23 protein-coding genes and 1 pseudogene are annotated in these 24,909 nt (G+C 33.8%); 21 read left to right on the forward strand and 3 right to left on the reverse strand.

Translation table 11 applies throughout. The features are described 5' to 3' along the window. The first annotated feature begins 173 nt into the window (after window positions 1-173). The 3 genes from D1606_RS07640 to D1606_RS07650 all read left to right on the forward strand — a co-directional run bounded on the left by D1606_RS07640 (window position 174) and on the right by D1606_RS07650 (window position 3,667). Window positions 174-398, forward strand: a complete 225-nt coding sequence (locus D1606_RS07640; protein WP_119415415.1) for a DUF1540 domain-containing protein — start codon at window positions 174-176, stop codon at window positions 396-398. Between the two features lie 337 nt (window positions 399-735). Continuing rightward, window positions 736-2,877, forward strand: coding sequence for a bifunctional diguanylate cyclase/phosphodiesterase (locus D1606_RS07645; protein ID WP_119415416.1), 2,142 nt, complete (start codon window positions 736-738; stop codon window positions 2,875-2,877). 187 nt (window positions 2,878-3,064) lie between these two features. Next, window positions 3,065-3,667, forward strand: coding sequence for a hypothetical protein (locus tag D1606_RS07650; protein WP_119415417.1), 603 nt, complete (start codon window positions 3,065-3,067; stop codon window positions 3,665-3,667). 56 nt (window positions 3,668-3,723) lie between these two features. Here the strand turns inward: D1606_RS07650 and D1606_RS07655 are convergent, their stop codons facing one another. After that, the gene (locus D1606_RS07655) at window positions 3,724-5,367 is read right to left on the reverse strand and encodes a thiamine pyrophosphate-binding protein (RefSeq protein ID WP_119415418.1); all 1,644 of its coding nucleotides are present in this window, start codon (window positions 5,365-5,367) and stop codon (window positions 3,724-3,726) included. A gap of 496 nt (window positions 5,368-5,863) precedes the next feature. Between D1606_RS07655 and D1606_RS07660 the strand changes: the two genes are divergently transcribed. Both D1606_RS07660 and D1606_RS07665 read left to right on the forward strand, forming a co-directional pair. After that, on the forward strand, window positions 5,864-7,024 hold the full coding sequence (locus D1606_RS07660; RefSeq protein ID WP_233548048.1) for a right-handed parallel beta-helix repeat-containing protein: 1,161 nt from the start codon (window positions 5,864-5,866) through the stop codon (window positions 7,022-7,024). Between the two features lie 80 nt (window positions 7,025-7,104). Next, entirely contained in the window at window positions 7,105-7,671 is a 567-nt protein-coding gene (locus D1606_RS07665) for an NUDIX hydrolase (protein WP_119415419.1), read from the forward strand. A 625-nt stretch (window positions 7,672-8,296) separates the two neighbouring features. Here D1606_RS07665 and D1606_RS07670 read toward each other — a convergent pair. Next, complete coding sequence (locus tag D1606_RS07670) at window positions 8,297-9,532, reverse strand: leucine-rich repeat domain-containing protein (protein WP_119415420.1); 1,236 nt, start codon at window positions 9,530-9,532, stop codon at window positions 8,297-8,299. Window positions 9,533-9,785: 253 nt separating this feature from the next. Between D1606_RS07670 and D1606_RS07675 the strand changes: the two genes are divergently transcribed. Together D1606_RS07675 and D1606_RS07680 are read left to right on the forward strand one after the other, a co-directional pair. Next, window positions 9,786-12,389 (forward strand): cation-translocating P-type ATPase, encoded by a 2,604-nt coding sequence (locus D1606_RS07675; protein WP_119415421.1) that lies wholly within the window; start codon window positions 9,786-9,788, stop codon window positions 12,387-12,389. Between the two features lie 301 nt (window positions 12,390-12,690). Next, window positions 12,691-13,879 (forward strand): annotated as a pseudogene (locus D1606_RS07680) (cupin domain-containing protein). Window positions 13,880-13,959: 80 nt separating this feature from the next. Here the strand turns inward: D1606_RS07680 and D1606_RS07685 are convergent. Then, window positions 13,960-14,547 carry a TetR/AcrR family transcriptional regulator gene (locus D1606_RS07685; RefSeq protein ID WP_119415422.1) on the reverse strand — a complete coding sequence of 196 codons (588 nt, stop codon included), beginning with the start codon at window positions 14,545-14,547 and terminating at the stop codon, window positions 13,960-13,962. Between the two features lie 160 nt (window positions 14,548-14,707). Between D1606_RS07685 and D1606_RS07690 the strand changes: the two genes are divergently transcribed. From D1606_RS07690 to D1606_RS07755, 14 genes are all read left to right on the forward strand, one after another. Further along, a complete protein-coding gene (locus D1606_RS07690) occupies window positions 14,708-15,442 on the forward strand; it encodes a glucose 1-dehydrogenase (protein ID WP_119415423.1) in 735 nt (244 codons plus the stop codon). A gap of 358 nt (window positions 15,443-15,800) precedes the next feature. Further along, entirely contained in the window at window positions 15,801-16,061 is a 261-nt protein-coding gene (locus tag D1606_RS07695) for a metal-sensitive transcriptional regulator (protein WP_119415424.1), read from the forward strand. A 95-nt stretch (window positions 16,062-16,156) separates the two neighbouring features. After that, entirely contained in the window at window positions 16,157-16,504 is a 348-nt protein-coding gene (locus D1606_RS07700) for a rhodanese-like domain-containing protein (protein WP_119415425.1), read from the forward strand. A 5-nt stretch (window positions 16,505-16,509) separates the two neighbouring features. Next, the gene (locus D1606_RS07705; protein ID WP_119415426.1) at window positions 16,510-16,806 is read left to right on the forward strand and encodes a rhodanese-like domain-containing protein; all 297 of its coding nucleotides are present in this window, start codon (window positions 16,510-16,512) and stop codon (window positions 16,804-16,806) included. Between the two features lie 97 nt (window positions 16,807-16,903). Further along, a complete protein-coding gene (locus D1606_RS07710; protein WP_369973771.1) occupies window positions 16,904-17,416 on the forward strand; it encodes a sulfurtransferase TusA family protein in 513 nt (170 codons plus the stop codon). Between the two features lie 16 nt (window positions 17,417-17,432). Further along, window positions 17,433-17,828, forward strand: a complete 396-nt coding sequence (locus D1606_RS07715) for a DsrE/DsrF/DrsH-like family protein (protein WP_119415428.1) — start codon at window positions 17,433-17,435, stop codon at window positions 17,826-17,828. A gap of 77 nt (window positions 17,829-17,905) precedes the next feature. Then, a complete protein-coding gene (locus tag D1606_RS07720; protein ID WP_119415429.1) occupies window positions 17,906-19,033 on the forward strand; it encodes an MBL fold metallo-hydrolase in 1,128 nt (375 codons plus the stop codon). 44 nt (window positions 19,034-19,077) lie between these two features. Beyond that, entirely contained in the window at window positions 19,078-19,305 is a 228-nt protein-coding gene (locus D1606_RS07725; RefSeq protein ID WP_119415430.1) for a sulfurtransferase TusA family protein, read from the forward strand. A 68-nt stretch (window positions 19,306-19,373) separates the two neighbouring features. After that, window positions 19,374-20,141 carry a sulfite exporter TauE/SafE family protein gene (locus D1606_RS07730; protein ID WP_119415451.1) on the forward strand — a complete coding sequence of 256 codons (768 nt, stop codon included), beginning with the start codon at window positions 19,374-19,376 and terminating at the stop codon, window positions 20,139-20,141. Between the two features lie 231 nt (window positions 20,142-20,372). Continuing rightward, complete coding sequence (locus tag D1606_RS07735) at window positions 20,373-20,573, forward strand: cold-shock protein (protein ID WP_119415431.1); 201 nt, start codon at window positions 20,373-20,375, stop codon at window positions 20,571-20,573. A 287-nt stretch (window positions 20,574-20,860) separates the two neighbouring features. After that, on the forward strand, window positions 20,861-22,357 hold the full coding sequence (locus D1606_RS07740; protein WP_119415432.1) for a serine hydrolase domain-containing protein: 1,497 nt from the start codon (window positions 20,861-20,863) through the stop codon (window positions 22,355-22,357). Window positions 22,358-22,540: 183 nt separating this feature from the next. Then, window positions 22,541-22,678, forward strand: a complete 138-nt coding sequence (locus D1606_RS07745) for a YfhE family protein (RefSeq protein WP_119415433.1) — start codon at window positions 22,541-22,543, stop codon at window positions 22,676-22,678. 178 nt (window positions 22,679-22,856) lie between these two features. Then, window positions 22,857-23,696 (forward strand): DMT family transporter, encoded by an 840-nt coding sequence (locus D1606_RS07750; RefSeq protein ID WP_119415434.1) that lies wholly within the window; start codon window positions 22,857-22,859, stop codon window positions 23,694-23,696. Window positions 23,697-23,830: 134 nt separating this feature from the next. After that, window positions 23,831-24,691 carry an aminoglycoside phosphotransferase family protein gene (locus D1606_RS07755; protein ID WP_119415435.1) on the forward strand — a complete coding sequence of 287 codons (861 nt, stop codon included), beginning with the start codon at window positions 23,831-23,833 and terminating at the stop codon, window positions 24,689-24,691. Window positions 24,692-24,909 lie beyond the last annotated feature (218 nt).

The following is a 24,909-nucleotide window of genomic DNA, read 5'->3' on the forward strand; positions in this document are numbered from 1 at the left end:
TAAAGGACATCGAAATTTTTCTTTTGAAAATTGATGTCCTTTTTATAATGAACAAAATCCAAAAATTAAACCAAAAATAAAAATAGTCGAATTGGTTAAAATAAAATTGAAGAATATTAAGGATTTTGTTATCCTCAACATATTTTTCACAACAAATCAATGAGGAGGACGCTATGCCAAATATAAAAGTTAAATGTACTGTATCGGATTGTTTTTTTCACGCCGAAGGAAACGTATGTGGAGCTGAGAAAATAGAAGTTCAGATGGATCAATCCAGAAACAGAAATGTAGAGTTTGCTGAAGAGTTTGACTTAAAAGCACTTGCTGATAAAGCAAACCATTCAGCAGATACATGTTGTAAAACATTCAAACCGAAAATGCGACGAATTGTATTATAATTCTAAAGGCTTTTAAAATTTGCTCATAGCTGGACAACACATTGAGATTTATGGGGGCTAAATATTTTTAGCCCCTATTTTTATAGGAATAAAGGTGAATTCCTTAAAAAGGATAAATAATGGCGAAAATAAGAATGAATATTTTAATATATTAAAAATCAACTAAATTTATTCTAGTAACATGTTATTTATATGGGTATAATGTAATCAATAATATGATTTTTATGTAAAAATATATCGAATTAATAATCCAAAATACCTGTAACTATTTTCCTTTACCAACTTAACGTTAGCATTAAGAAGTCACTAAGAATTTAAGGAAAGGAGATATTGATAAATGGAAAAATGGGATCTTTTAAAAAAGTATAAATGGAAGTTCATCATACCACTTCTGTTATTTTTATTGACATTGATATTCAACCGCAATTTTTATGGAGTATTTGGTGAAGATAATTATGTGACAATTCATTTGGTTATAGAAATACTAATTATTGTAGTATCATTTTCTATTGCGATTCAAGCTTGGCTTATAGTCCCATATACTCAAAGGGAGAAACGAATGTATATTGGAGCTCTTTTTTTAGCTCTAGGATTATTAGAAACTTTTCACACAATTTCTTATAAAGGGATGCCTTTTTTTATCGAAAATAGTTCTGCTTATTCGGCCACTTGGTTTTATATAATAAGCAGTTTGACTTTGTCATGCGGACTATTATTGATATACATATTAAAATTTAAAAGTATTTTTCCAGCGCAACGAAAGATTATTTATGGAAGTGCAATTATATATGTGGTTATTTGGGTTGCAGTAATCTATTATCCAAGGCATCTGTTTCCTGATCTTGTAATTGAAGGGATAGGAACAACTCCATTAAAAAATGGATTACAATATTTTTCTATCTTTTTGCAACTATTGCTAATAGGGTATTTATGGTTTAGTAAAAAAATAAGTACAATAGAAAAATCGATGATAATAATAGGGTCGATTTATTTAATATTAGCTAATTTAATGTTTACCACTTATAAGAATGTATATGATATTCGGAATTTAATAGGTCATCTCTTTTCATTGGTTAGTTATCAGTATTTCTTAAAGGCATTGTATTATTCTTCTGTTAAAGAACCTTATGAAATGTTAGTTGAAGCCCAACAACAATTGGAACATTCGCAAAAATCGCTTCATCATACAGCCTATCATGATGAATTGACAGGACTACCAAATTCACGTTTTTTAGAAGAGCATCTTTCTAAAGAGTTGGCTAAAAGGAATTCAAAAACAGCAGTTATGATGCTTCAAATTGATCGATTAAAGTTTATAAATGAATCACTCGGTTCTTCTATAACGGATACGATATTACAAGAAGTTTCGGTTCGTTTAAGAGGATTATTACCAAGTAAAATTTTTATCAGTAGATTAAGTGGTGGAGAATTTATCATTATTCTTCATGAACTAGGGAATATCGACGAAGTGGTTGCAGTTAGTAAGCAAATTCACGAATGTATGCAAGAAGAATTTCAAGTTCAGCATTTTAATTTAAAAGTAAAATTAAACATAGGTATTTCCATATCACCAGAACATGGGGATAATATGGAGATACTCATTAAACATGCCCAGATTGCAAAAGGAAGGGCTCAAAATGAAATAGAGCGTTATCTCATTTATCAACCAGATATGGAACAGTACCTTGAAGAAAGACTAATATTGGAACATGATTTGCATAGAGCGCTTGAGAATAAGGAGCTGTTCCTAGAATATCAACCGCAAGTTAATGTGAAAACGGGTCATATCGATTCTGTAGAAGCTTTACTTCGTTGGGGACATCCTGAAAAAGGAATTATTTCTCCAGTTACATTTATTCCGATTGCTGAAGAAACTGGGCTTATAGTGCCAATCGGCGAATGGGTATTAGAAACAGCTTGTACACAAGCTAAAAAATGGCAAGAAGAAGGTTTAGGGAACATAGGGGTAGCTGTCAATTTATCGATTCGTCAATTTTACCAACATAATTTAGTGCAAATGGTAGAACAAAAGCTTCAGAAAACGAAGCTATCGCCAGAATTATTAGAATTAGAAATCACAGAAAGTATGACAATGGAAACGAGTTATACGATTAAAACTTTACATGCATTAAAACAATTGGGCTTAAAAATCGCCATTGATGACTTTGGAACAGGATATTCATCGCTTTCTTATTTAAAAGATTTCCCAATCGATTGTTTAAAAATAGACCGTGCTTTTGTAAAGAATATTCCCGCTAACGATCAGGATACTGTTATGATTTCAATGATTATTTCTTTGGCAAAACTATTAAAATTGAAGATAATCGCTGAAGGTGTAGAAGATATCAAGCAATTCGCCTTTTTAGCTGAATTAGAATGTGACTATATCCAAGGATACTTATGCGGAAAATCGTTACGCCCAGAAATTTTATCTACTAATTTTGAAAAACTACAAATGGATATTTATCAATATGTTTAATCTTAAATATCTTAAAATGAAAAGAGGACATAACATTTTACAAATTTGTTATGCCCTTTTTTATGTAAAAGAAGAATTGAAAATAATATTCTAAAATATTATATTGTTGTTGTACAATTAAATAGATTAGAAAATTATTCATTTTTATAATCACACACAAATTTAACAATGATTAGGAGATAAAGTAATGTCAAAAGTTACGACCATGGATTGTTATTTGGTTTCACAAGGGAAAGCGATTGATAGTTCAGACGTTTGTGATGCTGTTAAAAAAGTTTTTGAAATTGATTTAGAACAAGCACCTATTTTACATATACCTGAAACAATAGATTTGCATCCTAATAATGAGTTAACAGTCAAAGTTGTTCTTGATGCATATATTAATCATGCCAAAGAAGCTATTACTGGTGAAGGGATTCGTCAGTTCATAAACGACATTTTTGGTGTGAATTTAAATGCCATATCTGCTTTAGATGAAGCCAGAATTTCAATTTACTCTAAAAATCAATGGATTGTTCAAAATGAACAAGACCTGTTTATCGTACATACAAGCAATAAGGATGTGGACGTTGAAATTTTACCGACAAATTATTTCAAAGAACAAACGAAACTAGAAGGAATTCCAAATAATTTGCAAAGATTATTAAGAGAGCTTGGCTATCAATATGATAGGAATGAGGGGAGTTGTAAATACTCTAATCCGTCAGGGATCCCAGTAGCAGACAAATTTAAAGGGCAAACAATGGAAGTTGTTAAAAAGGTTATTCAAGAATCATATTTTAATATATAAAATTTTGATAAAAGCCATACAGAAGGGTTTACAGTTCCTTCTATATGGCTTTTATATTACTTACCAAAAGAAGATAAGAATTTCACGCGATCACCAACTGGAGGAAGGTTATGATCAACTAAAGCAATTTCTAAAACTACAGGACCCTTTAAGTTTTTAAATTGCTTCATCAGCTCATTATTTAAGTCTTGCATACTTGATACCCGATAACTTGGAATATCCATAGCAGAGGCAATTGCACTTATTTTAACTGGTTGTTGTTCAAAAGATGGGTGTGTGCGGTGGAATTGCATTTCATGACCATGATATACCAAACCTAATCGTGCATTATTTATGACAACAAAAAGAATTGGAAGATTATATTCTTTTGCTGTTAAAATTTCCATGCCATGCATGAAAAAGCATCCATCACCTGTAATACAAACGGTAGAGCGCTCAGGTTCAGCTAGTTTAGAACCAATTGCTGTTGCAATACCATTGCCCATTGCACCAAAGTGTACATTGATATCGAAAGAAGTAAAATCTAAAGCTTTCATATAATGAATGACATATGACATAAATTCACCAACATCAATCGCATAGCGAGTAGAAATAGGTAAGTATTTTTGAAGAACTTGTAGAGTATTCATCGTATTATATTCAACAGTAGTTTCATCAAAATTTTCCAACTTGCTATGTTCTAACTTATAAATGGTTCTAGTTCGCCCAGATTTTTTTAATTCGTCTAATAATAAATCTAAGCTTAACTGAATATCTCCAAGAACAGGTAAGTCGATAGAATATTTACGGTTAAAGACGGTTTTGTCAAAATCTATTTGGATTGTATAACGATTTTTTGTAAGGTTGGGATTATAGTTATTGGTAGCTGTTTCGCCTAAGCTTGATCCAATGACCAGAAGTACATTCCCATTTCCGTTATTGATAATTGATGAAGTTTTTTCATGACCAGCAAAGCCGAAAACACCGGTTACGAGTGGATGAGTTTCGGGGATAATCCCTTTAGCAATTGGAGTAGTTATGATTGGCCAATTTAGTAATTCAGCCAATTCTATAACTTGAGGAGCAGAATATCTCACACCTTGACCAACAAAAATAATACCGTTTTCTTCTAAAAGTAATTTTTGTGCAACTTTCTTAATGGCGGTAGGGTCAGGGGGGATTATTGTTTTTTTGATTGGTTCTGGGAATTTCCAATCTTCTATTGTCGCATTTTGAATATCAAGTGGTATCGCAATATGTACAGGACCTGGTACATCGGAAATAGCAATTTCGCATGCTTTCTTCACTTCTTTTATTAAATCCTTTGAATCCTTTACCAATACACTATATTTTGTAACGGGTTTGAAAATTGGACTAGCATCTAATTCTTGAGCCGCATTTAAACCTATTGAATTTAATGGAACAGAACCAGTTATAAATAAGATTGGTAAGTGCTCACGCATCGCATTGGCAGCACCTGATAATAGATTAGTTCCACCAGGGCCGCTGCTACCAATACTTACACTTAAGTTATTTGTGAATTTTGCATAGGCTGCAGCCATATAAGCAGCTGCGCCTTCATGTTTTGTTACAATGGGAGTTATTTCGGGTACATCATTAAGTTCATCAAAAATTGCATTTATTGATCCTGCAGGGATACCAAAGATATAATTAACTCCATTTTCTCTTAAATATTCGAGTAAAAATCTAGCTGCTTTCATTACTAATTGAATCTCCTTTTGAAACTTAATTCCTATATTTTCATGATATATAAAGTACCAATTACTATCTATTGTATAGATAAATTATACCTCATTCACTTGAATTGATAATACAAAAGTTTATAATAAAAAACCTTTCTTTTATAACCATTAAGGTTTAAAAAATAGAAAATAGGAAGGGGGTTTTTAAAAAACGACCATTTTATTATTCTATAATTGTGAAGGAATTGTTTGAAAAATGAACAATTATGCTCGTATTTGTATTTAATATTTTAACATAAAAAATGTAGTCTATACTATATAAATCAGACTGAATTATAATAGGTAATTAGACTTATTAATGTCGGTTTGTAATATTTTAAAAAGGAATTGGTTCAATATGGAAATGCCGAAAATAAAGGCAAAAAGAAATACTTCATTTGAATATTTTAAGAAAGCTACTCTTTCAATCTTAATTTTTGCGGTAGTTTTGTTTAATTTTATGGGAACAAAATCTATGTCTAATGCAAAGACAAAAACACCCAAAAAGCCAACGTATACTTTATCAACTAAAACTAAAGTGCTAGATAAAAAGATGACGAAGTTTTCTACATATAATAGCAATACGAAAACATATTATATGCTTCGCTCGTATCTTGAGAAGCTTGAAAAAACCGGTGGCGGGAAATTAGTATTAAAAAAGGGAACATATATAGTCACGAATTCTTTATATGTACCATCCAATGTTACGATTCAGCTAGAAGATGGTGTGGAAATTGTAAAAGGAAATGAAACAGGAGTAGAGAATATGGATCCATCCCACTCCATTTTTCAATTTGTTCGACCATCTAAAGCTAATAAGAAGCATGTATATGGCAAGTTTAATGGAGAAAAAAATATTAAACTGATTGGCAAAGGCGATGCAACCATTGATTTAAACTATGATTTTCAATCATTAGGAATTGTTATGGGACATAACTCGAATATTACGATTGACCATATTCAATTTAAAAATATGTATGGTGGTCACTTTATCGAACTTGATGCTTCAAATCATGTTGTTATAAAGAATTCTACTTTTGTTTCATCTCAACATTGGGAAGGACATGATAAAGAAGGGATTAATTTAGATACACCAGATCTTACAACACAAGGATTTACTCATGATTGGAGTAAATATGATAAACAGGCAAATAATGATGTCTTAATCACGAATAACATATTCGATAGTTTGGATCGAGCTGTTGGAACACATAAATATTCTGAAGGTAGCCTACATAAAAAAGTTGTAATTCGTAATAACCAGATTCAAAATATGAGCTCAGATGCTATTCGAGTGATGAATTGGTCTAATCTTATTATTGAAAAAAATACTTTTACGGATATAGGAGATAAAAGCATTTCCGATGACAATACTCGCGGTATATTATTGAGTGGTGCTAGTAATCCAACTATTCAATTGAATACATTTATTGGAGTCCCCCGAGCTATGCAGTTTATGGTATGGATGAACAATGGACCAGGTAGTGCATACAAACCAATTTATAATAAATTAAGTGATACAAATAAAAAAGTATTAAAAAATAATGTATATATGAATGTTAATGAAGATTTTATAAGGATTAACAATAAAACCTTTGGTGATTATAGCTACCCAGAGAAGATTTATTTTCAGTAAGAAAAAAGCTACTTTGACCAAAGGAAAGCGAAAAGCTACAATGTAAGCAAGGATGAATTTCTCAATGGAGGCAGAGTCACTTGAATATACGAAATCAATTAATTGCTTATAAAGCATACAACGAACAAGAGGAAAAAGATCGTGCAGTCATGATTCGATATATAGATACTTTTCCGGATACATTAACAAGAAATAACGAATTTGCTCATTTTACTGCATCTGCTTGGATAGTTAACCACGATCATAGTAAAGTTTTAATGGCATACCATAATATTTATAAATCTTGGGCTTGGCTAGGAGGGCATGCAGATGGAGATCCTGATCTTTTGCACGTTGCTCTTAAAGAAACAGGAGAAGAAACAGGATTGAAGAATATCAAACCACTCTCTGAACAAATCTATTCTCTTGAAATTCTAGGTGTAGATGGCCATGTGAAAAAGGGAAAGCACGTCGCAACACATGTTCACCTAAATGTAACATATCTTATCGAAGCAGACGAAAATGAAATAACAAAAATCAAACCCGATGAAAACAGTGCCATTCAATGGATGTCGTTGGATGAAGCAGTAGAAAAATCGAGCGAACCTTATATGAAAATTATTTACCAAAAATTAAATGACAAATTAAAAGTCTTCGCAGCTATATAACAGTAAAGAATCACCCATTTTCCAGACCAATCGATCAACCAAATCAATTGGTCTTTTTGTGCTTCTGAAGGAGATTATATAGCTGGAAATATCAGCGGTTTCAAGGACGTAAATTGTTGTTAGGCCATTGATGAGAAAATCCCTCAATATAAAAGACGTAAATTGCTAAAAGGGCGAATACAATTTGATTTGGAGCGAATAAACGGGTAGAGGGAGCGAATAAATCTGTGGAGAGAGCGAATAAACGGTCACGAAGAGCGAATAATTATAGTTGCTGGACCTGATACGCGGCCCAGATGCTTGGTCCAATCTAGTAATCTTGCCGCGAACATATAAGAGTATTTACCGCTGCATAGAGCTACTCAAAAAGACGTAAATTGCTGAAAGGGCGAATACAATTTGATTTGGAGCGAATAAACGGGCAGAGAGAGCGAATAAACGGTCACGAAGAGCGAATAAAACAACAGAGAGAACGGATAAACGAAGCAAAATAGCGGATAAATAGGATCAGCTGAGTGGAAACATAAAATAGATTCTCGATTCAAATCATAGTTATAAGACTTCACAAAAATACCCCATCAGAATGTTTGATAAACTACACTCTGACGGGGTATTTGTTTATTTATTAGTCATCAACATTAGTATCGTTCACATAATTTTCTTGCTCCATTGATTCCCATGTACTGATAGGTAGGATGGATTCTTTTGGAATATCATTATATTCTATGTGCAACGTTGTTAATGTCTTGATTTTTGCAAGAGGGTTCATAGATGTTAGATAGTTAGCATTTAAATAAAGCGTTTTTAAATTCGGTAATGCTTCTAAACCATCAACTGAGAAAATACTATTATAGGATAAATATAAAGTTTCTAAGTTTTTATTTTCACTTAATGTTTGAATATCTTTGATCTTATTGTTAGTCAGATTTAATTCTTTTAAATTTTTTAAGCTAGCAAGTTCAGAAATACTTCTGATTCTATTGTTACTCAAATCGATATTTTCAAGATTGGTAGCATATTTGATTTCTTCATCGATGTAATCGATTTTATTGTCCCAAGCATTCAATTCTTTTAGATTTTTGAAATTGCCGATAACCAATATATCTTTTAAATTATTTCCAGCAACTTTTAACTCAGTTAAGTTTACTAGTTTTTCTAAAGAGTCGATAGAAGATATTTTATTAAAACTAATATCCAATTTCTTTAAATTTGTTAGGTTTGAGATAGGGAATAGACTATTGATGGCATTATTGGCAATAGACAATTCACTGATGTTTGTACAGAAAGCGAGTGGTTGGATGTTCACGTAATCCATCATGCCAAAATACTCTCTTTCATCCGTATCACCCTTCAAATCCAATGTACCTTTTAAATTTCTTAAATCAGCAACTTTAATATTTTGGGATAGATTTTTGCGGCCCATAAGGTCATTTAATGTATGAAGCAAATTTTTATCTTCAAAATAGACAATTGCTGTTTTTGCAACTTTACTTACATTTTTGGCAGATACCACTTTTCCGTATTTATATGTAATATTATCTTTTCTACCTGTGAATTTTGCACCTTTTTTATATTGATAACCATTATAAGAGCCTGTAAATTTCTTGCCACTTTTATATAGGTAACCTTTGTAAACGCCAGTATATTTCTTTCCGTTTTTATATAAGGTAGACTTAAAGACTTTGAACCCTTTCACTACTTTTCCAGTCTTAATAGAAATTAGCTTGCTATTTTTTACTTTATATATGCTTTTTGCAACTGCAGTTGTGGTATCCAATGTCGCCATAGCCGTAGCAGAACCCGCTGCGATTAATCCCGTCATCAGTGTAATACAAGTTGCTTTATAAAATTTATTTGCCAAACTTTTCAGCTCCTAATTGTTAATGTTTTTTGATTGTCAATAATATTTTATCACTTTTAAATAGCTTTCACTAATCAAGAAAAATACCGATTCTAATTTCTAATCATACTAAGAGAATTAAAAGAATATAGTATAAAAGCTAAGTAATAGTGGCAAATATAAAAAACATTAGTTGCCGTCCAAAATGAAAAACTTATATTTTGAGATTTTGTACTAGTAGAAATATCAGAATCCATAATGAAAGGGGAAGTACATGTCGGAATATCATCAACAATCATCCGTTGAAGTCATGGAGAAGCTGGATGTAACAGAAAAAGGATTAAATAATCAAGAAGTACAAATAAGACAAGAAGAATACGGTCCAAATGCGCTTGAGGAAGGAAAAAAGACAAGTACCATAGCAGTTTTCTTTGCACAGTTCAAAGATCTTTTAGTCATTATATTAATGATTGCGGCTATTATTTCTCTTCTTTTAGGAGAAGTCGAAAGTACGATTGTTATTATGATTGTTGTCATTTTAAATGCTGTTCTCGGTACAGTTCAGCATGTAAAGGCAGAACAGTCGTTAGATAATCTAAAAGCTTTGACATCACCAGTTGCGAAGGTTAAACGAAATAACAAAATTATGGAGATTCCTTCAGAAGAAATAGTTGTTGGCGATATTCTCTTATTAGAAGCGGGGGATTATGTTAGTGCAGATGGACGACTATTAGAATGTCACAATCTTCAAATAAACGAAAGCTCGTTAACTGGGGAATCACTAGCAGTTGAAAAAAATACTGATTTAATCAAGGATGATCAAGTAGCTACTGCAGATAAAAGTAATATGGTATTTACAGGAAGCTTTGTGACCAACGGGAGAGGCAAAGTCATTGTAACTGCTATTGGTATGGAAACAGAAATTGGGAAAATAGCCAATCTACTAGATACGGCAAAAGAGAAGAAAACGCCTTTACAAGTTAGCTTAGATCATTTTGGTGAAAATCTAGCTTTAGGAATCTCGATAATTTGCTTATTTATTTTCACGATTGATATGATAAGAGGCCGTGAAATAGTAGAATCCTTTATGTTTGCTGTTTCCCTTGCTGTTGCTGCAATACCGGAAGCATTAAGCTCAATAGTGACCATCGTGTTAGCTTTTGGAACCCAGAAAATGGCGAAAGAGAATGCGATTATTCGAAAGCTTTTTGCGGTTGAAAGTTTAGGAAGTGTATCGGTTATCTGTTCGGATAAGACAGGAACACTTACCCAAAACAAAATGGTTGTCCAACAAGTATTTGTCAATCAAAAAATCATTCCGCAAGATCAACTCAATACAGAACATGAAATGGAAAGAGATCTTCTACTGATGGCACAATTATGTAGTGATGCCATAACAGGTGAAAAGAAAGATATAGGTGACCCCACAGAAATCGCTCTTGTAAAATTAGGAAGGAATTATCAGCTCGATGAAGTAGCTGTTAGAGAAAAATATCCAAGATTAGCAGAGATTCCGTTTGATAGTGATCGGAAACTCATGAGTACATTAAATCGTGTCGATCAACAAAATGTCATGATTACAAAAGGTGCGCTAGACGTCATTTTATCTAGAATAGCTAAAGTCGAAACTTCAACAGGAATCAGTTTTCTAACAGAAGAATCTCGCAAAAAGATAGAGGAAGTAAACGAACAATTTTCAAAAAATGGCTTACGCGTATTAGCTATCACATACAAAAATACAAACAAACAATCAATCGATTTAAACGATGAAAATGACCTAATCTTTGTTGGCCTCATTGCCATGATGGATCCACCAAGAGAAGAGTCGAAAGAAGCTGTAGAAAGCTGTATTCAAGCGGGTATCAAGCCGGTAATGATTACAGGTGACCATAAAATAACAGCTACGGCTATTGCAAAACAAATAGGTATTTTAAAAGATTCATCAGAAGCGATAGAAGGGTATGAAATAGAAGATCTTACAGACGAACAACTTAAAGAAAAGGTGCAAGATGTGTCTGTATACGCCAGAGTGTCGCCAGAACATAAACTCAGAATTGTTAGAGCATGGCAAGATAATGGAAAAGTCGTAGCTATGACAGGTGACGGTGTTAACGACGCACCTGCATTAAAACAATCTGATATTGGGGTTGCCATGGGAATAACCGGAACAGAAGTAGCAAAAGATGCCTCATCAATGGTGTTAACAGATGATAATTTTTCTACCATTGTAAAATCGATTGCAAATGGAAGAAGTCTCTATGCGAATATAAAAAATGCCATCATGTTCTTATTATCTGGAAATGCTGGAGCTATTTTCGTCGTTTTATATGCTACTATTTTTGCATTGCCAGTTCCTTTTGCACCGGTACATCTTTTATTTATCAATCTATTGACAGATAGCTTGCCTGCTATTGCCATTGGATTAGAACCACATAACAAAAAAATCATGAAGGACAAGCCTAGAAATATTCATCAACCATTGCTCAATAAAAAATTTACGACTCAAATGATTCTAGAAGGTATATTAATCGCAATTTCTACTATTATAGCTTTCCAAATGGGGCTTTCAACCGGTGATAATGTAGTAGCCACTACGATGGCATTTGCAACATTATGCTTGTCCAGATTAATACACGGATTTAACTCAAGGTCCAAAGAATCTATCTTTTCGATTGGCGTATTCTCAAACAAATATACTTGGTATGCTTTTATAATAGGGACATTGAGTTTACATGCAGTATTATTCCTACCAGGACTTTCTAGTGTATTTGAAGTAGCAAAGTTAACTACCTATCAATTAGGATTTATCTATGTCCTTTCCTTTATGCCATTTTTGATAAATCAGTGGTTTAAGGTGCTGTATTTTAGAGGAAAATAATCTATAACATATACCATTTTTATGCGAGTATGAGAACGAGTAAATTCGTTCCCGTATTCGCTTTTTTCATATAAAGCTGTGGACATTTATTTTCCATAGGCGCGCTTCAATAGTTGAATCCAACTCCAACAACTAATTAGGCGTAACACTAATCTAAATGACATCATAACTATATAGGGATGAGAAGCTAAACACATAAGAATGGAAAGTTAACACCACGCCGATTCCTCTTAAGATGTTGTTACATAAGGAGTGGAAGATGTTCTTTCTGTGTGCTTCACTATATTATAGGAGGATGATGATGCCAAAACCAATTGAGTTTAAAGTTTTCTCAGAGGAAATACCGGAACCGATTCGTGCAGATGGGGCTGGTGCAACGGATCCCGGACCAAGAGATATACTGCGTGCATTGGAAAATCCTGATTTACTAGTGCCACCTAAAACGGATGCCGGGACAGTTCCTAATTTAGTGTTTTCATTTTCAGATACACATGACACTTAAGCACGGAGGATGGTCTAGACAGATTTCGAATAGAGAACTTCCTGTAGCTACTACACTTGCTGGCGTAAATATGAGATTAACTCCTGGCGGTGTTAGAGAACTACATTGGCATAAAGAAGTGGAATGGGGATTTGTTACAGTAGGTAAAGCAAGAATTACATCTGTTGATCAGAATGGTAAAAATTTTATAGCAGATGTAGGTGTTGGAGGAATATGGTATTTCCCTCCTGGGATTCCACACTCTATTCAAGGGTTGGAAGAGGGAACTGAATTTTTATTAGTATTTGATGCTGGAGACTTCTCGGATTTAGATACATTTACGATTTCAGATTGGTTTGCACATACACCAAAAGACGTTTTATCTGCTAATTTTGGTGCACCTTTAAGTGCTTTCGATTGTATTCCTAAGAAAGAAAAGTATATTTACCAAGGAAAAGTTCCTGGACCTATTGATAGTGTTGCGATTCCTGATCCATTCGGCACTAGGAATTTCACACATGATTTACTAGGTCAAGATCCCATTAAATCTCCAGGTGGTACTGTACGAATTGTGGATTCTACGAATTTTAAAGTATCGCACGAAATTTCAGCAGCATTAGTAGAAATCTTGCCAGGAAGTATGCGAGAATTACATTGGCATCCCAATAATGATGAGTTTCAATATATCCTTTCTGGTCAAGGAAGAATGACAGCGTATGCGGCTGATGGGACAGCTAGAACTTTTAATATCCGTGCTGGTGATGTGGGATATGTTCCATTTTGTTATGGTCACTATATCCAAAATACAGGAAAAGAAACTCTTTGGTATCTAGAAGTATTTAAAGCACCGAAATATGCCGATATTTCTCTTACTCAATGGATGGCACTTACTCCAAAACAAATTGTTAGCAGTAATTTAAATGTTGGGCCAGAACTGATGAATACATTACGAAAAGAAAAATGGCCAGTAGTAAGATTTCCGGGATACACCTACCAGGACTTCGAATAAATCATAAAAATAGCATCGCACAAAGATTATAAGTGCGGTGCTATTTTTAGATAATAATATACGTCTTATCTTTAAATCTGTTAATGCTTGTTTCGAACAACTGCCTCGTTGAACATCTTTCCTTGTAAATATGTTAGTTTTTTTGCCATTACTTCAGGAGAATCCTTGAAATCTTGCTGAATCCAATAGATAAAAAATCCAAGACTTCCATAAGTGGTGAAGTAGTTAAGTGCTGGAATCTCAATATCTGTTTTCTCTTCAAGTGTTAATTCGTTGGTTGAAATTTGGACTAAGCTTTCACAAAACTGATTTTGAGAACCTGGTAAGACTTCACCCTTTAAGATTAGAGAAAAAACAAACTGATTTTGATAGATAAATTCAAATATTGGGAGATGACGTTGTTCATCATTTGAAGAAAAACGTTCAAGGTTTTTAAAGGTTTTGCGAAAGTAATCAGTTAAGTCTTTTAAATAATCATCAAAAATAGAAGTTAACAATTCTTGTAGATCTTTATAATGCGAGTAAAATGTTACCCGATTGCAATGAGCGTATTGAGTTACTTCTGTAATAGAAATATCTTTCAAATCTTTTTCTTTTAATAATTGCAGTAGTGCTTTTTTTAAGTTTTTTTGTGTCCGAGCTGCACGACGATCTTCGTTATTTGTCATGGAATATCACCTATTTCATTGCTTGAATTTGAACAAATATTGAACTTATTATGGCACCTTTCTTTTTAATTGACAAATATATCATTTATCTGTTAATTTACAAATGTAGTATAAAATTATCGATTCAGAATCTCGATAACCAACATTGGAGGAATACATCATGGCTCGTTTAGAAGGAAAAGTTGCTATTATTACAGGTGCTGCTCAAGGAATGGGAGCTTCACATGCTCGTAAATTCATCGAAGAAGGCGCAAAAGTTGTATTAACAGACTTAAACGAAGAAAAAGGGAAAACGTTAGCTACTGAACTTGGTGAAAACGCTTTATTTGTTAAACAAAACGTAACAAGTGCTGAAGATTGGGCAACAGTATTAGCTGAGGCAGAAAAAGCATTTGGAGCAGTCAATGTTTTAGTCAATAATGCAGGTATTACAATGGCTAAATCGATTTTAGAAGTAACAGAAGCAGAGTATCGTCGCATTGTAGATATTAACCAAGTATCTGTTTTCTTAGGTATGAAAACAGTTATTCCTTCAATGCAAAAAGCTGGTGGTGGTTCAATCGTCAACATCTCATCTATGAATGGTATTGTTGCCGGTGCAATCGGATATACAGATACAAAATTTGCTGTACGTGGTATGACAAAAGCAGCTGCAATGGAATGCGCTCACTATGGCATCCGCGTAAACTCTGTACACCCAGGTGTCATAGCAACGCCAATGGTTGTTCAAGAGGATACAAAAGCTGCCGTAGAAGAATTTTCAAAACATATTCCACTTAAACGTGTAGCACAATCAGAAGAAGTTTCAAACTTAGTTCTTTACTTAGCATCTGATGAATCTAGCTACTCAACTGGTTCAGAATTCATCGTTGATGGCGGATTAACAGCAATGTAATGGTTCGTTTCGAAAGAGTACATTCCTTTGGGGTTGTACTCTTTTTATTTGCAATATTTTAGTAGTCATTTGCAATACTTAATTGCTCTTCTGATCAATTTATCCGCTCCTGATGCCATTTAATTAGCTCTTGGAAAGAAATAATCCGCTCCAAATAAAAAAGTATCCGCTCTTACAACAACTTAAGTCCTGCAAAAGCCCAGCAAACACAATCATCTCTGTGCTGATTGCCCTTCATACTAAAGAAAATACCCAATTAAAATAAAAAAATAATTTTTTCTGTTGACACTATACCTATAGGGGTATATTATTAGTCATGTAATACGAAGCCAGCGACATGAAGAAAGGAGTGTGTGAAATGACATATGATAGCAAGGTTGTAAATCGTATTAAACGAATGGAAGGCCAATTAAGAGGAATTCTACGTATGATTGACGAAGAAAAAGATTGCAAAGAAGTCGTTACACAACTTTCTGCTGTACGTTCTGGCGTAGATCGAACGATTGGCGTAATTGTAAGTGAAAATTTAGTTACATGCGTACAAAATTCGGAAGGTGATCCGGCTGTAGTGAATAACTCTATTCAAGAAGCAGTGAACCTTCTCGTAAAGAGTCGATGATAACGAAGTTTTTATTTTCATTTTTATATACCTATGCGGGTATATGTATTATAATGAAAACGAGAACTTAAGATAAAGTTAGGGGAGGGAACATGATGGAAGTAGCTGTGATTATTATCTTGGTAATAGCATTTATCGCATGGCGAATGATGCCAACGAAAGGTGTTAAATCCATTTCTACAGAGCAGTTAAAATCGATACTTAATGATAAAGATAAAGTTTTTATCGATGTTCGCACACCTGGCGAGTATAAAGGACGAAATATTCGCCAGTTTAAGAATATACCACTTGGATCTGACCTTTCGAAATTACCGAATAATAAGGAAATTGTAGTAATTTGCCAAAGTGGAATGCGCAGTAGTCAAGCATGTAAACAATTGAAAAAATTAGGCTATGAAAAAATAACGAATGTCCGTGGTGGCATGAGTGCATGGAGAGGGTAAATAACATGAAAGAAATATCTGTTCAAGAAGTACAAAAACGCTTAGAAAACGGCGAAGCATTAAACTTAATTGATGTTAGAGAAGTAGCAGAAGTAAAAGCTGGCCATATTCCAGGAATCGTCAATATTCCATTAGGATTATTGGAAGCAAAACTACCAGATTTAGATAAACACAAACCATATATCATGGTATGTCGTTCAGGTGGTAGAAGTGGTCAAGCAACAGCATTCCTAGACTCTCTAGGATATGATGTAACCAATATGGTTGGCGGAATGTTATCTTGGGAAGGTAATGTTGAATAATTTTATGAAATATTTTATACCCTACAAGGTATAAGGAGGAATATTAACTTTGGTTAAAGCAGATGTACAATTAGATGCTAAAGGATTGTCATGCCCAATGCCAATCGTCAAAACAAAAAAAGCGATGAGTAATTTGGTAGATGGACAAATTTTAGAAATTCAATCAACAGATAAAGGCTCAAAAGCAGATTTACCTGCATGGTCAGAATCTGTTGGTCACCAATATATTGGTGTAACAGAAGAAGATGGCGTGTTATTTCACTATATCCGAAAATGTTCAAATGATACAGTAGTTGAAAAAACATACGAGCCAACGATCTCCATTGAACAAATTGAAGAACGCGCAAAAAATGGCGGTCTTATTTTAGATGTTCGTGAAGAAGCTGAATATGCATTTGGTCATATAAATGGTGCAAAATCAATTCCAATGGGCGATTTAGATGAACATTTGGATGAATTAGATAAAGACCAAGAAATCTATGTCGTTTGCCGAACAGGAAAACGTAGTGATTTAGCAGCTCAAAAACTAGCCAAAGCTGGATTTACAAAAGTATATAATGTCTTACCAGGTATGACAAACTGGCAAGGCGATTTAACAAAAACAATATAATTTAGGGGGAACTTAAATGTCAAACAAAGTAGCAATTATCGCAAGTAACGGTGGTCTTTTCGACGCATACAAAGTATTCAATATCGCAACTGCAGCAGCAGCTTCAGATAAAGAAGTAGAGATTTTCTTCACTTTTGAAGGACTTAATCTTATCCACAAACAAGCAATGCAAGCATTATCAATGCCTGAAGGAAAAGAATTTATGGCAGAAGGATTTGCAAAAGCAAATGTACCAAGTATTCCAGAATTAGTGGAAATGGCTCAAGAACTAGGTGTTAAATTTATCGCTTGTCAAATGACTATGGATATCATGGGACTTACTAAAGAAGACTTCATCGATGGAATTGATGTTGGTGGCGCAGTAACATTCCTTGAATATGCAAAAGATGCTTCACCTACATTAACTTTTTAATTTTGACAATACTAATGGGAGAGCAAATAAGCTCTCCCAATTAAAAAGATGAAAATATACCTACGGGGGTAATTTGAATGACTATAGAAAAATGGCCAGCAAGCAAAATAGCTCGCAAAGTAATTGAAAATCAAAAATTATTTATATTAGATGTACGTAATCATGATGCTTTTGAAGACTGGAAAATTGAAGGTCATCAATTTGAATATTTGAACATTCCTTATTTTGAATTACTAGACGGCATTGAAGAAATCTTACCGAAGATTCCTACTGATCAAGACGTTTTAGTTGTATGTGCAAAAGAAGGTTCTTCAAAAATGGTAGCAGAAATGCTTTCTGATGCAGGCCGTGATGTTGCATATCTAGAAGGCGGTATGAAATCTTGGAGTATGCATTTAGAACCAATTAAAGTTGGAGATTTAACTGATGGTGGTGAAATCTATCAATTCGTTCGTCTTGGAAAAGGCTGCTTATCTTATATGGTGATTTCTGGAGACGAAGCTGCAGTTATTGATGCAGTACGTTTCAAAGATGTATTCCTTGAATTTGCAAAAGAAAAAAATGTAACAATCAAACATGTCTTTGATACACATTTACATGCAGATCATATTTCTGGTGGACGTCAAATTGCTGCTGCAACAGGTGCAAGCTATTATCTTTCACCAAAAGATGCAGAAGAAGCAGTATTTGACTATACAGCACTTGAAGATGGCCTAACTGTACAAGTGGGAACATCAAAAATAGAAGTAGGCGCACTTTATTCACCAGGTCATACAATTGGCTCAACATCATTTGTGATCGATAACAAATATTTACTAACAGGTGATATCTTATTTATCGATTCAATTGGTCGCCCTGACTTAGCTGGACTTGCAGAGGATTGGGTAGGCGATCTTCGCGAAACTTTGTATCGTCGTTACAGAGAATTAGCAGAAGATTTAATCGTGTTACCAGCTCACTTTATGATTATTGATGAATTAAACGAAGATGGTACAGTAGCTAAACGCTTAGGTGACCTATTCGCAGAAAATCATGGTCTAAATATTAAAGATGAAGCTGAATTCCGTTCAGTTGTAACAGAAAATCTACCACCACAACCAAATGCATATCAACAAATTCGTCAAGTGAATATGGGTAAAATAACACCTGACCAAGATGAACAAACAGAAATGGAAATCGGTCCAAACCGTTGTGCAGTTCGATAAAACTGCAGTAATAATTTGTGAAAAGATTGACGAGGAGAATAATAATGAATTCAAATAAAGTAGTAGATGCAAAAGGATTATCATGTCCTATGCCGATCGTACGTACTAAAAAAGCTATGGATACACTAAATACAGGTGAAGTCCTAGAAGTAAATGTAACAGATAAAGGTGCACTAGCAGATTTTCCAGCTTGGGCAAAAGCAGGTGGTCACACTGTTTTAGAACATACTGAAAATGATGGTGTCATCACGTTCTTTATTCAAAAAGGTTAATAAAGGAGGCGAGTTTTCAATTGAGAACTCGCCACTTTTTACAGAAAGAAGGAAATGAAGTGGATATTATGTATATCCTAGTTTTATTTGCAATTGGTCTAACTGGTTCATTTGTTTCGGGGATGTTAGGAATTGGTGGAGCCATCGTAAAATATCCACTCTTATTATATGTTCCACCACTATTTGGTTTTACGGCTTTTACAGCACATGAAGTGTCTGGCATTAGCGCTTTAGATGTATTTTTTGTATCGATTGCTGGTGTTCTTGCTTTTAAAAATGGTGGCTACTTAAATAAGAAACTTATTGCCATTATGGGGACGGCGGTTTTATTTGGTACATTAATCGGTAGCTTTGGGTCCGATCATTTATCTGAAGCAACAGTTAATATAGTGTATGGTGTACTTGCGCTTCTTGCGGCGATTATGATGCTCATTCCGAAGAAACAAATCGATGATATCCCACTTGATCAAGTAAAATTTAATGCGCCATTAGCAGCGATTTTAGCATTTTTTGTTGGAATCGGGTCAGGAATAGTTGGAGCCGGTGGTGGCTTCTTGTTAATACCAATCATGCTTCTCATTTTACGTATTCCAACAAGAATGACAATTGCATCTAGTTTAGCTGTAACATTTATCTCATCGATTGCAGGTTCTTTCGGAAAAATTGTAACTGGACAAATCGATTATCTCCCAGCAGTTATTGTCATTATTGCTGGACTAATCGCAGCTCCGATTGGTGCAAAAGTGAGTAAGAAAATGAATACTAAACTGTTGCAACTCTTTTTAGCTGTTCTAATCTTAGTTACAGCTATTAAAATTTGGGCGGATATATTATAGATAGAATGACAAGCTGAGAGTCAAAGAAAAAAGATATTCAAAAAATAATCCTGTTTTAGTGGACAAATGAAAGAAAATTATATATAATTAATACAATAGTTAATTGAACTAATCGGAAACAAAGCATTCACCTTCAAAAATGATTGTGTTTGTAACGATCATTTTAAAAGGTGATTTTTTTATCTCTATTAGAAAATGAATTAATTAAATTTATTATTGGAGGTCATTTAAATGACACAAGGTACAGTAAAATGGTTTAACTCAGAAAAAGGTTTCGGCTTTATCGCTGTTGAAGGCGGAGACGATGTATTCGTACACTTCTCAGCAATCCAAGGCGAAGGCTTCAAAACATTAGAAGAAGGTCAAAAAGTTGAATTCGGTATCGAAGAAGGCAACCGTGGACCACAAGCTACTAATGTAACTAAACTTTAATCTTTAGTAGATTAATATTACATTAAATATAAAAGGCATCCTTTATAGGGTGCCTTTTTTTCGTGCGCGGGAAATTTACGACATTATTGCTGCGTGTTCACGATTAAAGTGAATAGTTCTGGATTAGTATCTAATTTGGATAATTGTTTTTGAATATAATAAGTAATACCAGGAGGATGTAGTTTGAGTAGAGGATATGCAAACCATGCTCGATCAGTGTGCTTATTAAGTCCTTGCATTAGCAGTACTTACATCTTCGTCTAAAAAGTCAGAGGTGAATAATAATCATGATCAATATTCATGGAATCGTCAAGGCTCCTTTGAATGAGATTGATCAAATCATCCAAAATGCGATTCATCTGAACGTTATGCCAGGTGTTGTTGTTTCAATCGCTACAAAAGGAATAACTTTGAAAGAGCAAGCCTATGGATATGCCTACAGATATTTGGATGATCAGTTTACAGAAGCAGAAAATCCAATATATATGAGGAAGGATACCATTTTTGATATTGCATCAATCACCAAAATCTTCACATCTATTGCAGTTATGCAATTATTTGAAGAAGGTACATTATCGATAGAAGACGCTGTTGTAACGTATATCCCTGAGTTTGCAGAAAATAATAAAGAGAAAATTACAATTCGTCAACTACTGACACATACGTCTGGATTTGAATCTGGAATCCCACTATATAAAATGGGGAAAACAAGAGAAGAACGAATAGCAATCGTTTTAAAGCATGGTCTTGTCAATCTTCCAGGTACAAATTATAAGTATAGTGATTTAAATATGATTACATTAGGCGTTCTTGTTGAGAGACTAACAGGACAAAGATTAGATGAATATATAAAGCAAAATATAACAGAGCCATTAGGTATGAAGGACACAATGTTTAATCCACCAGCTTCTTTAAAATATAGAATTGCAGCTACAGAATCCCAACCTTGGACTGGCAGAAATCTAGTATGGGGACAAGTTCATGATGAAAATGCATGGTCTATGGATGGAGTTGCGGGCCATGCAGGTTTGTTTTCTACAGCGCATGATTTAACAATCTTAGGACAGATATTTTTAAACAGAGGTAAATATGGTCAAACACAAATATTAAAGCCATCTACAATTGCCTTAATGGAACAAAATATGATTCAAGCAATCCCGGATACTGAGCATGGACTTGGATTTGAATTGAACCAAGGCTGGTATATGGATGCACTAAGTAATGTAAATACAATGGGGCATACAGGCTTTACTGGAACGTCTTTAGTAATTAGCCCTAAAAACAACACTATCGTCATTTTACTTACCAATCGCGTACATCCAACGCGTCAAACAACTTCGATCAATCAAACAAGGAGACTTGTAGCAAGAAAGGCAGCTGATGCTATTCCTGTCGCTATTCCAGGACATCAAAAAGCGTGGTTTGCCGGATTTGGAGACAACAAAAAATCAATCCTACAAGCGAAAGTAAACATACAAAAACCTTCCATTCTTACATTTCAAACTTGGTATCAAATTCAAAAAAATAAGGATTTCGGCAAAGTCGAAAGTTCTCAAGACGGCATTCTTTGGCGAGAGCTCGACACATTTACAGGTATTAGTAATCGATGGCAAAAACAATCGACATCTTTACCAATAGGAACGAAATTTATCCGTTTTCAATATTCTACAGACGACTCTGTCAATGGCAGAGGATGGTATGTTTTACAACCAAAAGTAAAAACAGGTAACAAAGAAATCCTGCCACAGTTTACTAGTAATGATTGGATACAAAGAGATTGGTGATAGAAGTAGGAGTGGGTTTAAAATAGCTCACTTCTATTTTTTATTTTGATTGAAAAATTTTTTGGATTAATGAAACATAATAAGACTAGTGCTTCTCTGATTTTTTTACTGAAAAACCCTCATGTATATCAATCGTTACATAGGAAAAACTGAAGTAGATAATAAAGAAGGGAGTGTTACTATTTGAAGGATGGTAAGTTACCACATCAACAGTTAACAACAAAAGATAATGGATTGACATCGATGCAAGAAGTCACTTATCGAAAAGAATTCAAACGAGCAGATAGTGCAACAGAACAAAACAAAAAATTGAAAAAGTAAAATACAAATAAAAGGATCTTGAATGTGCTTTTTCAAGATCCTTTTTTGAATTAGATTTTCTATTTCATGTTTATAACCTACCAATTTTATACGAGAAATGATGAATTTCTTAAATATTGCTACATGAACGCAATCTTCATATTAAAATAAGCAATAGCAACTAGAGAGAAGGATTTTTATGTGGATTGTTACAGCAGTTTTGACGATGTTCTGTTTTGGCATCAATAATCTTATTTTTAAAGCAACATCAGGTAAAATGATGTCGAAAGTACATATGCAGTTTTTCTTCTACCTGATCGCATTTTTGTTAATGGTAGGGTATGGAAGTATAAAAGGATTTGCTCCTTTTAATTTATTAACAATAGTACTTGGAGCAGTAATTGGTATATTAAATGCGAACGGGAATATTCAAATGACAAAGGCTTTTGAAAATGGGCCAGGAAGTTTAACATCACCTATTATTAGTACATATACAGTTATTCCAATTTTAAGTGCAGCATTGATTTTTCATGAGCATATTTCACTCATTCAATGGATTGGTATTATAGTGATGCTTGGTTCAGCAGCAGTTATTCAATATAGTCCAGGTAGCACAACAGACAATATCAACTATATGCCTTGGATGTATCGGATTTTACTATCTATTTTATGCTTTGGCGTTCTAGGTATTTTGATGAAAACTTCATCACACTTACAAATTGATTCCATTAATACATTATTTTGTATGTATGGTGGTGGGACTGTCTATTTAATCATCCAAAGCTTGGTGACAAAGGAAAAATGGCGTCGCTCTGAAGTGAAAATTGGAGCAGTGATTGGGTGCTTCAGTGTAGTAGGCTATAGCAGCTACTTTTTCTCATTAGATACTGGTATCGCAAGCATTGTATTCCCAATCGTCAGTCTAAGTTGTTTAGTTGTCGTATTAGGAAGTGTTTTACTGTATAAAGAAAAAATGAAACTCTATCAAATTATCGGTGTTTTAACGGCAATTGGTGGAATTGTTTTGACAAAGATTTAGTGACTATAAAGGTGCTATCCTTATTTGAGAATAAGGAGCACCTTTTTTTTTTTTTTTAATAGCCCTCTTAAATTACAGAATTTTTAAATTACTATATAATTATGTGATGAATATAAAAGAGAGGGTGAATATAAATGTTAAATCGTGTGATAGATCAATTTAGATTAAACGTACTGTCAATTGACAATGTTGAAGATTCTCATAGTTCAACTGTCTATAAATGTAATTTGTTAAATGGTGAAACGGTCTATATCAAAATTCCTTATACAAAATTGAAGTTTCAACGTGAGTTAGAAGCATATCAAATTTTAGAAGGGAAGGTTGCTATTCCGAAAATGCTTGATTATTGGGATGGTGATGAGGATTGTATAGGAGCATTTTTATTATCAAGATTACCGGGAATACCGTTAACACCTCAAGTCTCTTCAAAATTAGCTTTCCAAGTGGGTGTCCTTCATGGCTCAATACATAACATTAACCCAAATGATCAAAATATAGAATGGATACAAAATGAATTTTCCAGTTGGTCGAATTTCGTAGAGCGCCAATTTTATAGTTTCGCAGAGGATGTAAAGAAAGTACTGGATGAAAGTTTATACAATCAGGTTATCCAAAAATTTGAGAATATGAAGAAACAGTTAGCACCACCTGATGGACCTAGTTTTATACATATGGATTTTCGTCCAGCAAATATTATTGTTGATGGAGATCAAGTTTCAGGCGTAATCGATTTTGAAAGTGTACGATTTGGTTCAACAGAAATAGATTTCACCAAGATAAATCGAGACTTTTTACGCTTTGACCAAACATTATACAATGCATATAAAGAAGGCTATAACAGTATTCGACCATTGATCAATTTAGAAGAAACATTGCCCTTTTATCAGTTTACAGATGCCTTTAATAGTGTTGGTTGGTGTAAAAGACGTGGTATAAAAGAACATAGAATGTTTTTGGAAGAGAATTTAACTATTTTAAAACGTTTGTGTCTATAAAAGATAAACAGTTTGATTGAATTTTATGGAAATCAAGCTGTATTTTTATTATGGATCGATTTAAAAGGTACATATAAATATAGTGTTAGGACTTAAATTTATTTTTTCGCGGGACAGAAGTAGAATATCGCGGGAGAGTAGCAAAAAATCGCGGGAGTTTAATAGAAAACCGCGGGAGAACAGCCCAAAACCGCGGGAGAACAGCCCAAAACCGCGGG

The organism is Rummeliibacillus sp. POC4 (genome assembly GCF_003576525.1).
Taxonomy (GTDB): domain Bacteria; phylum Bacillota; class Bacilli; order Bacillales_A; family Planococcaceae; genus Rummeliibacillus.

Bases quoted from the DNA above. Each gene is read 5' to 3' on its own strand.
- D1606_RS07640 (WP_119415415.1), top strand. From the start codon at position 174: ATGCCAAATATAAAAGTTAAATGTACTGTATCGGATTGTTTTTTTCAC.
- D1606_RS07645 (WP_119415416.1), top strand. From the start codon at position 736: ATGGAAAAATGGGATCTTTTAAAAAAGTATAAATGGAAGTTCATCATA.
- D1606_RS07650 (WP_119415417.1), top strand. From the start codon at position 3,065: ATGTCAAAAGTTACGACCATGGATTGTTATTTGGTTTCACAAGGGAAA.
- D1606_RS07655 (WP_119415418.1), bottom strand. From the start codon at position 5,367: ATGAAAGCAGCTAGATTTTTACTCGAATATTTAAGAGAAAATGGAGTT.
- D1606_RS07660 (WP_233548048.1), top strand. From the start codon at position 5,864: ATGTCTAATGCAAAGACAAAAACACCCAAAAAGCCAACGTATACTTTA.
- D1606_RS07675 (WP_119415421.1), top strand. From the start codon at position 9,786: ATGTCGGAATATCATCAACAATCATCCGTTGAAGTCATGGAGAAGCTG.
- D1606_RS07685 (WP_119415422.1), bottom strand. From the start codon at position 14,547: ATGACAAATAACGAAGATCGTCGTGCAGCTCGGACACAAAAAAACTTA.
- D1606_RS07690 (WP_119415423.1), top strand. From the start codon at position 14,708: ATGGCTCGTTTAGAAGGAAAAGTTGCTATTATTACAGGTGCTGCTCAA.
- D1606_RS07695 (WP_119415424.1), top strand. From the start codon at position 15,801: ATGACATATGATAGCAAGGTTGTAAATCGTATTAAACGAATGGAAGGC.
- D1606_RS07700 (WP_119415425.1), top strand. From the start codon at position 16,157: ATGGAAGTAGCTGTGATTATTATCTTGGTAATAGCATTTATCGCATGG.
- D1606_RS07705 (WP_119415426.1), top strand. From the start codon at position 16,510: ATGAAAGAAATATCTGTTCAAGAAGTACAAAAACGCTTAGAAAACGGC.
- D1606_RS07710 (WP_369973771.1), top strand. From the start codon at position 16,904: ATGCCAATCGTCAAAACAAAAAAAGCGATGAGTAATTTGGTAGATGGA.
- D1606_RS07715 (WP_119415428.1), top strand. From the start codon at position 17,433: ATGTCAAACAAAGTAGCAATTATCGCAAGTAACGGTGGTCTTTTCGAC.
- D1606_RS07720 (WP_119415429.1), top strand. From the start codon at position 17,906: ATGACTATAGAAAAATGGCCAGCAAGCAAAATAGCTCGCAAAGTAATT.
- D1606_RS07725 (WP_119415430.1), top strand. From the start codon at position 19,078: ATGAATTCAAATAAAGTAGTAGATGCAAAAGGATTATCATGTCCTATG.
- D1606_RS07730 (WP_119415451.1), top strand. From the start codon at position 19,374: ATGTATATCCTAGTTTTATTTGCAATTGGTCTAACTGGTTCATTTGTT.
- D1606_RS07735 (WP_119415431.1), top strand. From the start codon at position 20,373: ATGACACAAGGTACAGTAAAATGGTTTAACTCAGAAAAAGGTTTCGGC.
- D1606_RS07740 (WP_119415432.1), top strand. From the start codon at position 20,861: ATGATCAATATTCATGGAATCGTCAAGGCTCCTTTGAATGAGATTGAT.
- D1606_RS07750 (WP_119415434.1), top strand. From the start codon at position 22,857: ATGTGGATTGTTACAGCAGTTTTGACGATGTTCTGTTTTGGCATCAAT.
- D1606_RS07755 (WP_119415435.1), top strand. From the start codon at position 23,831: ATGTTAAATCGTGTGATAGATCAATTTAGATTAAACGTACTGTCAATT.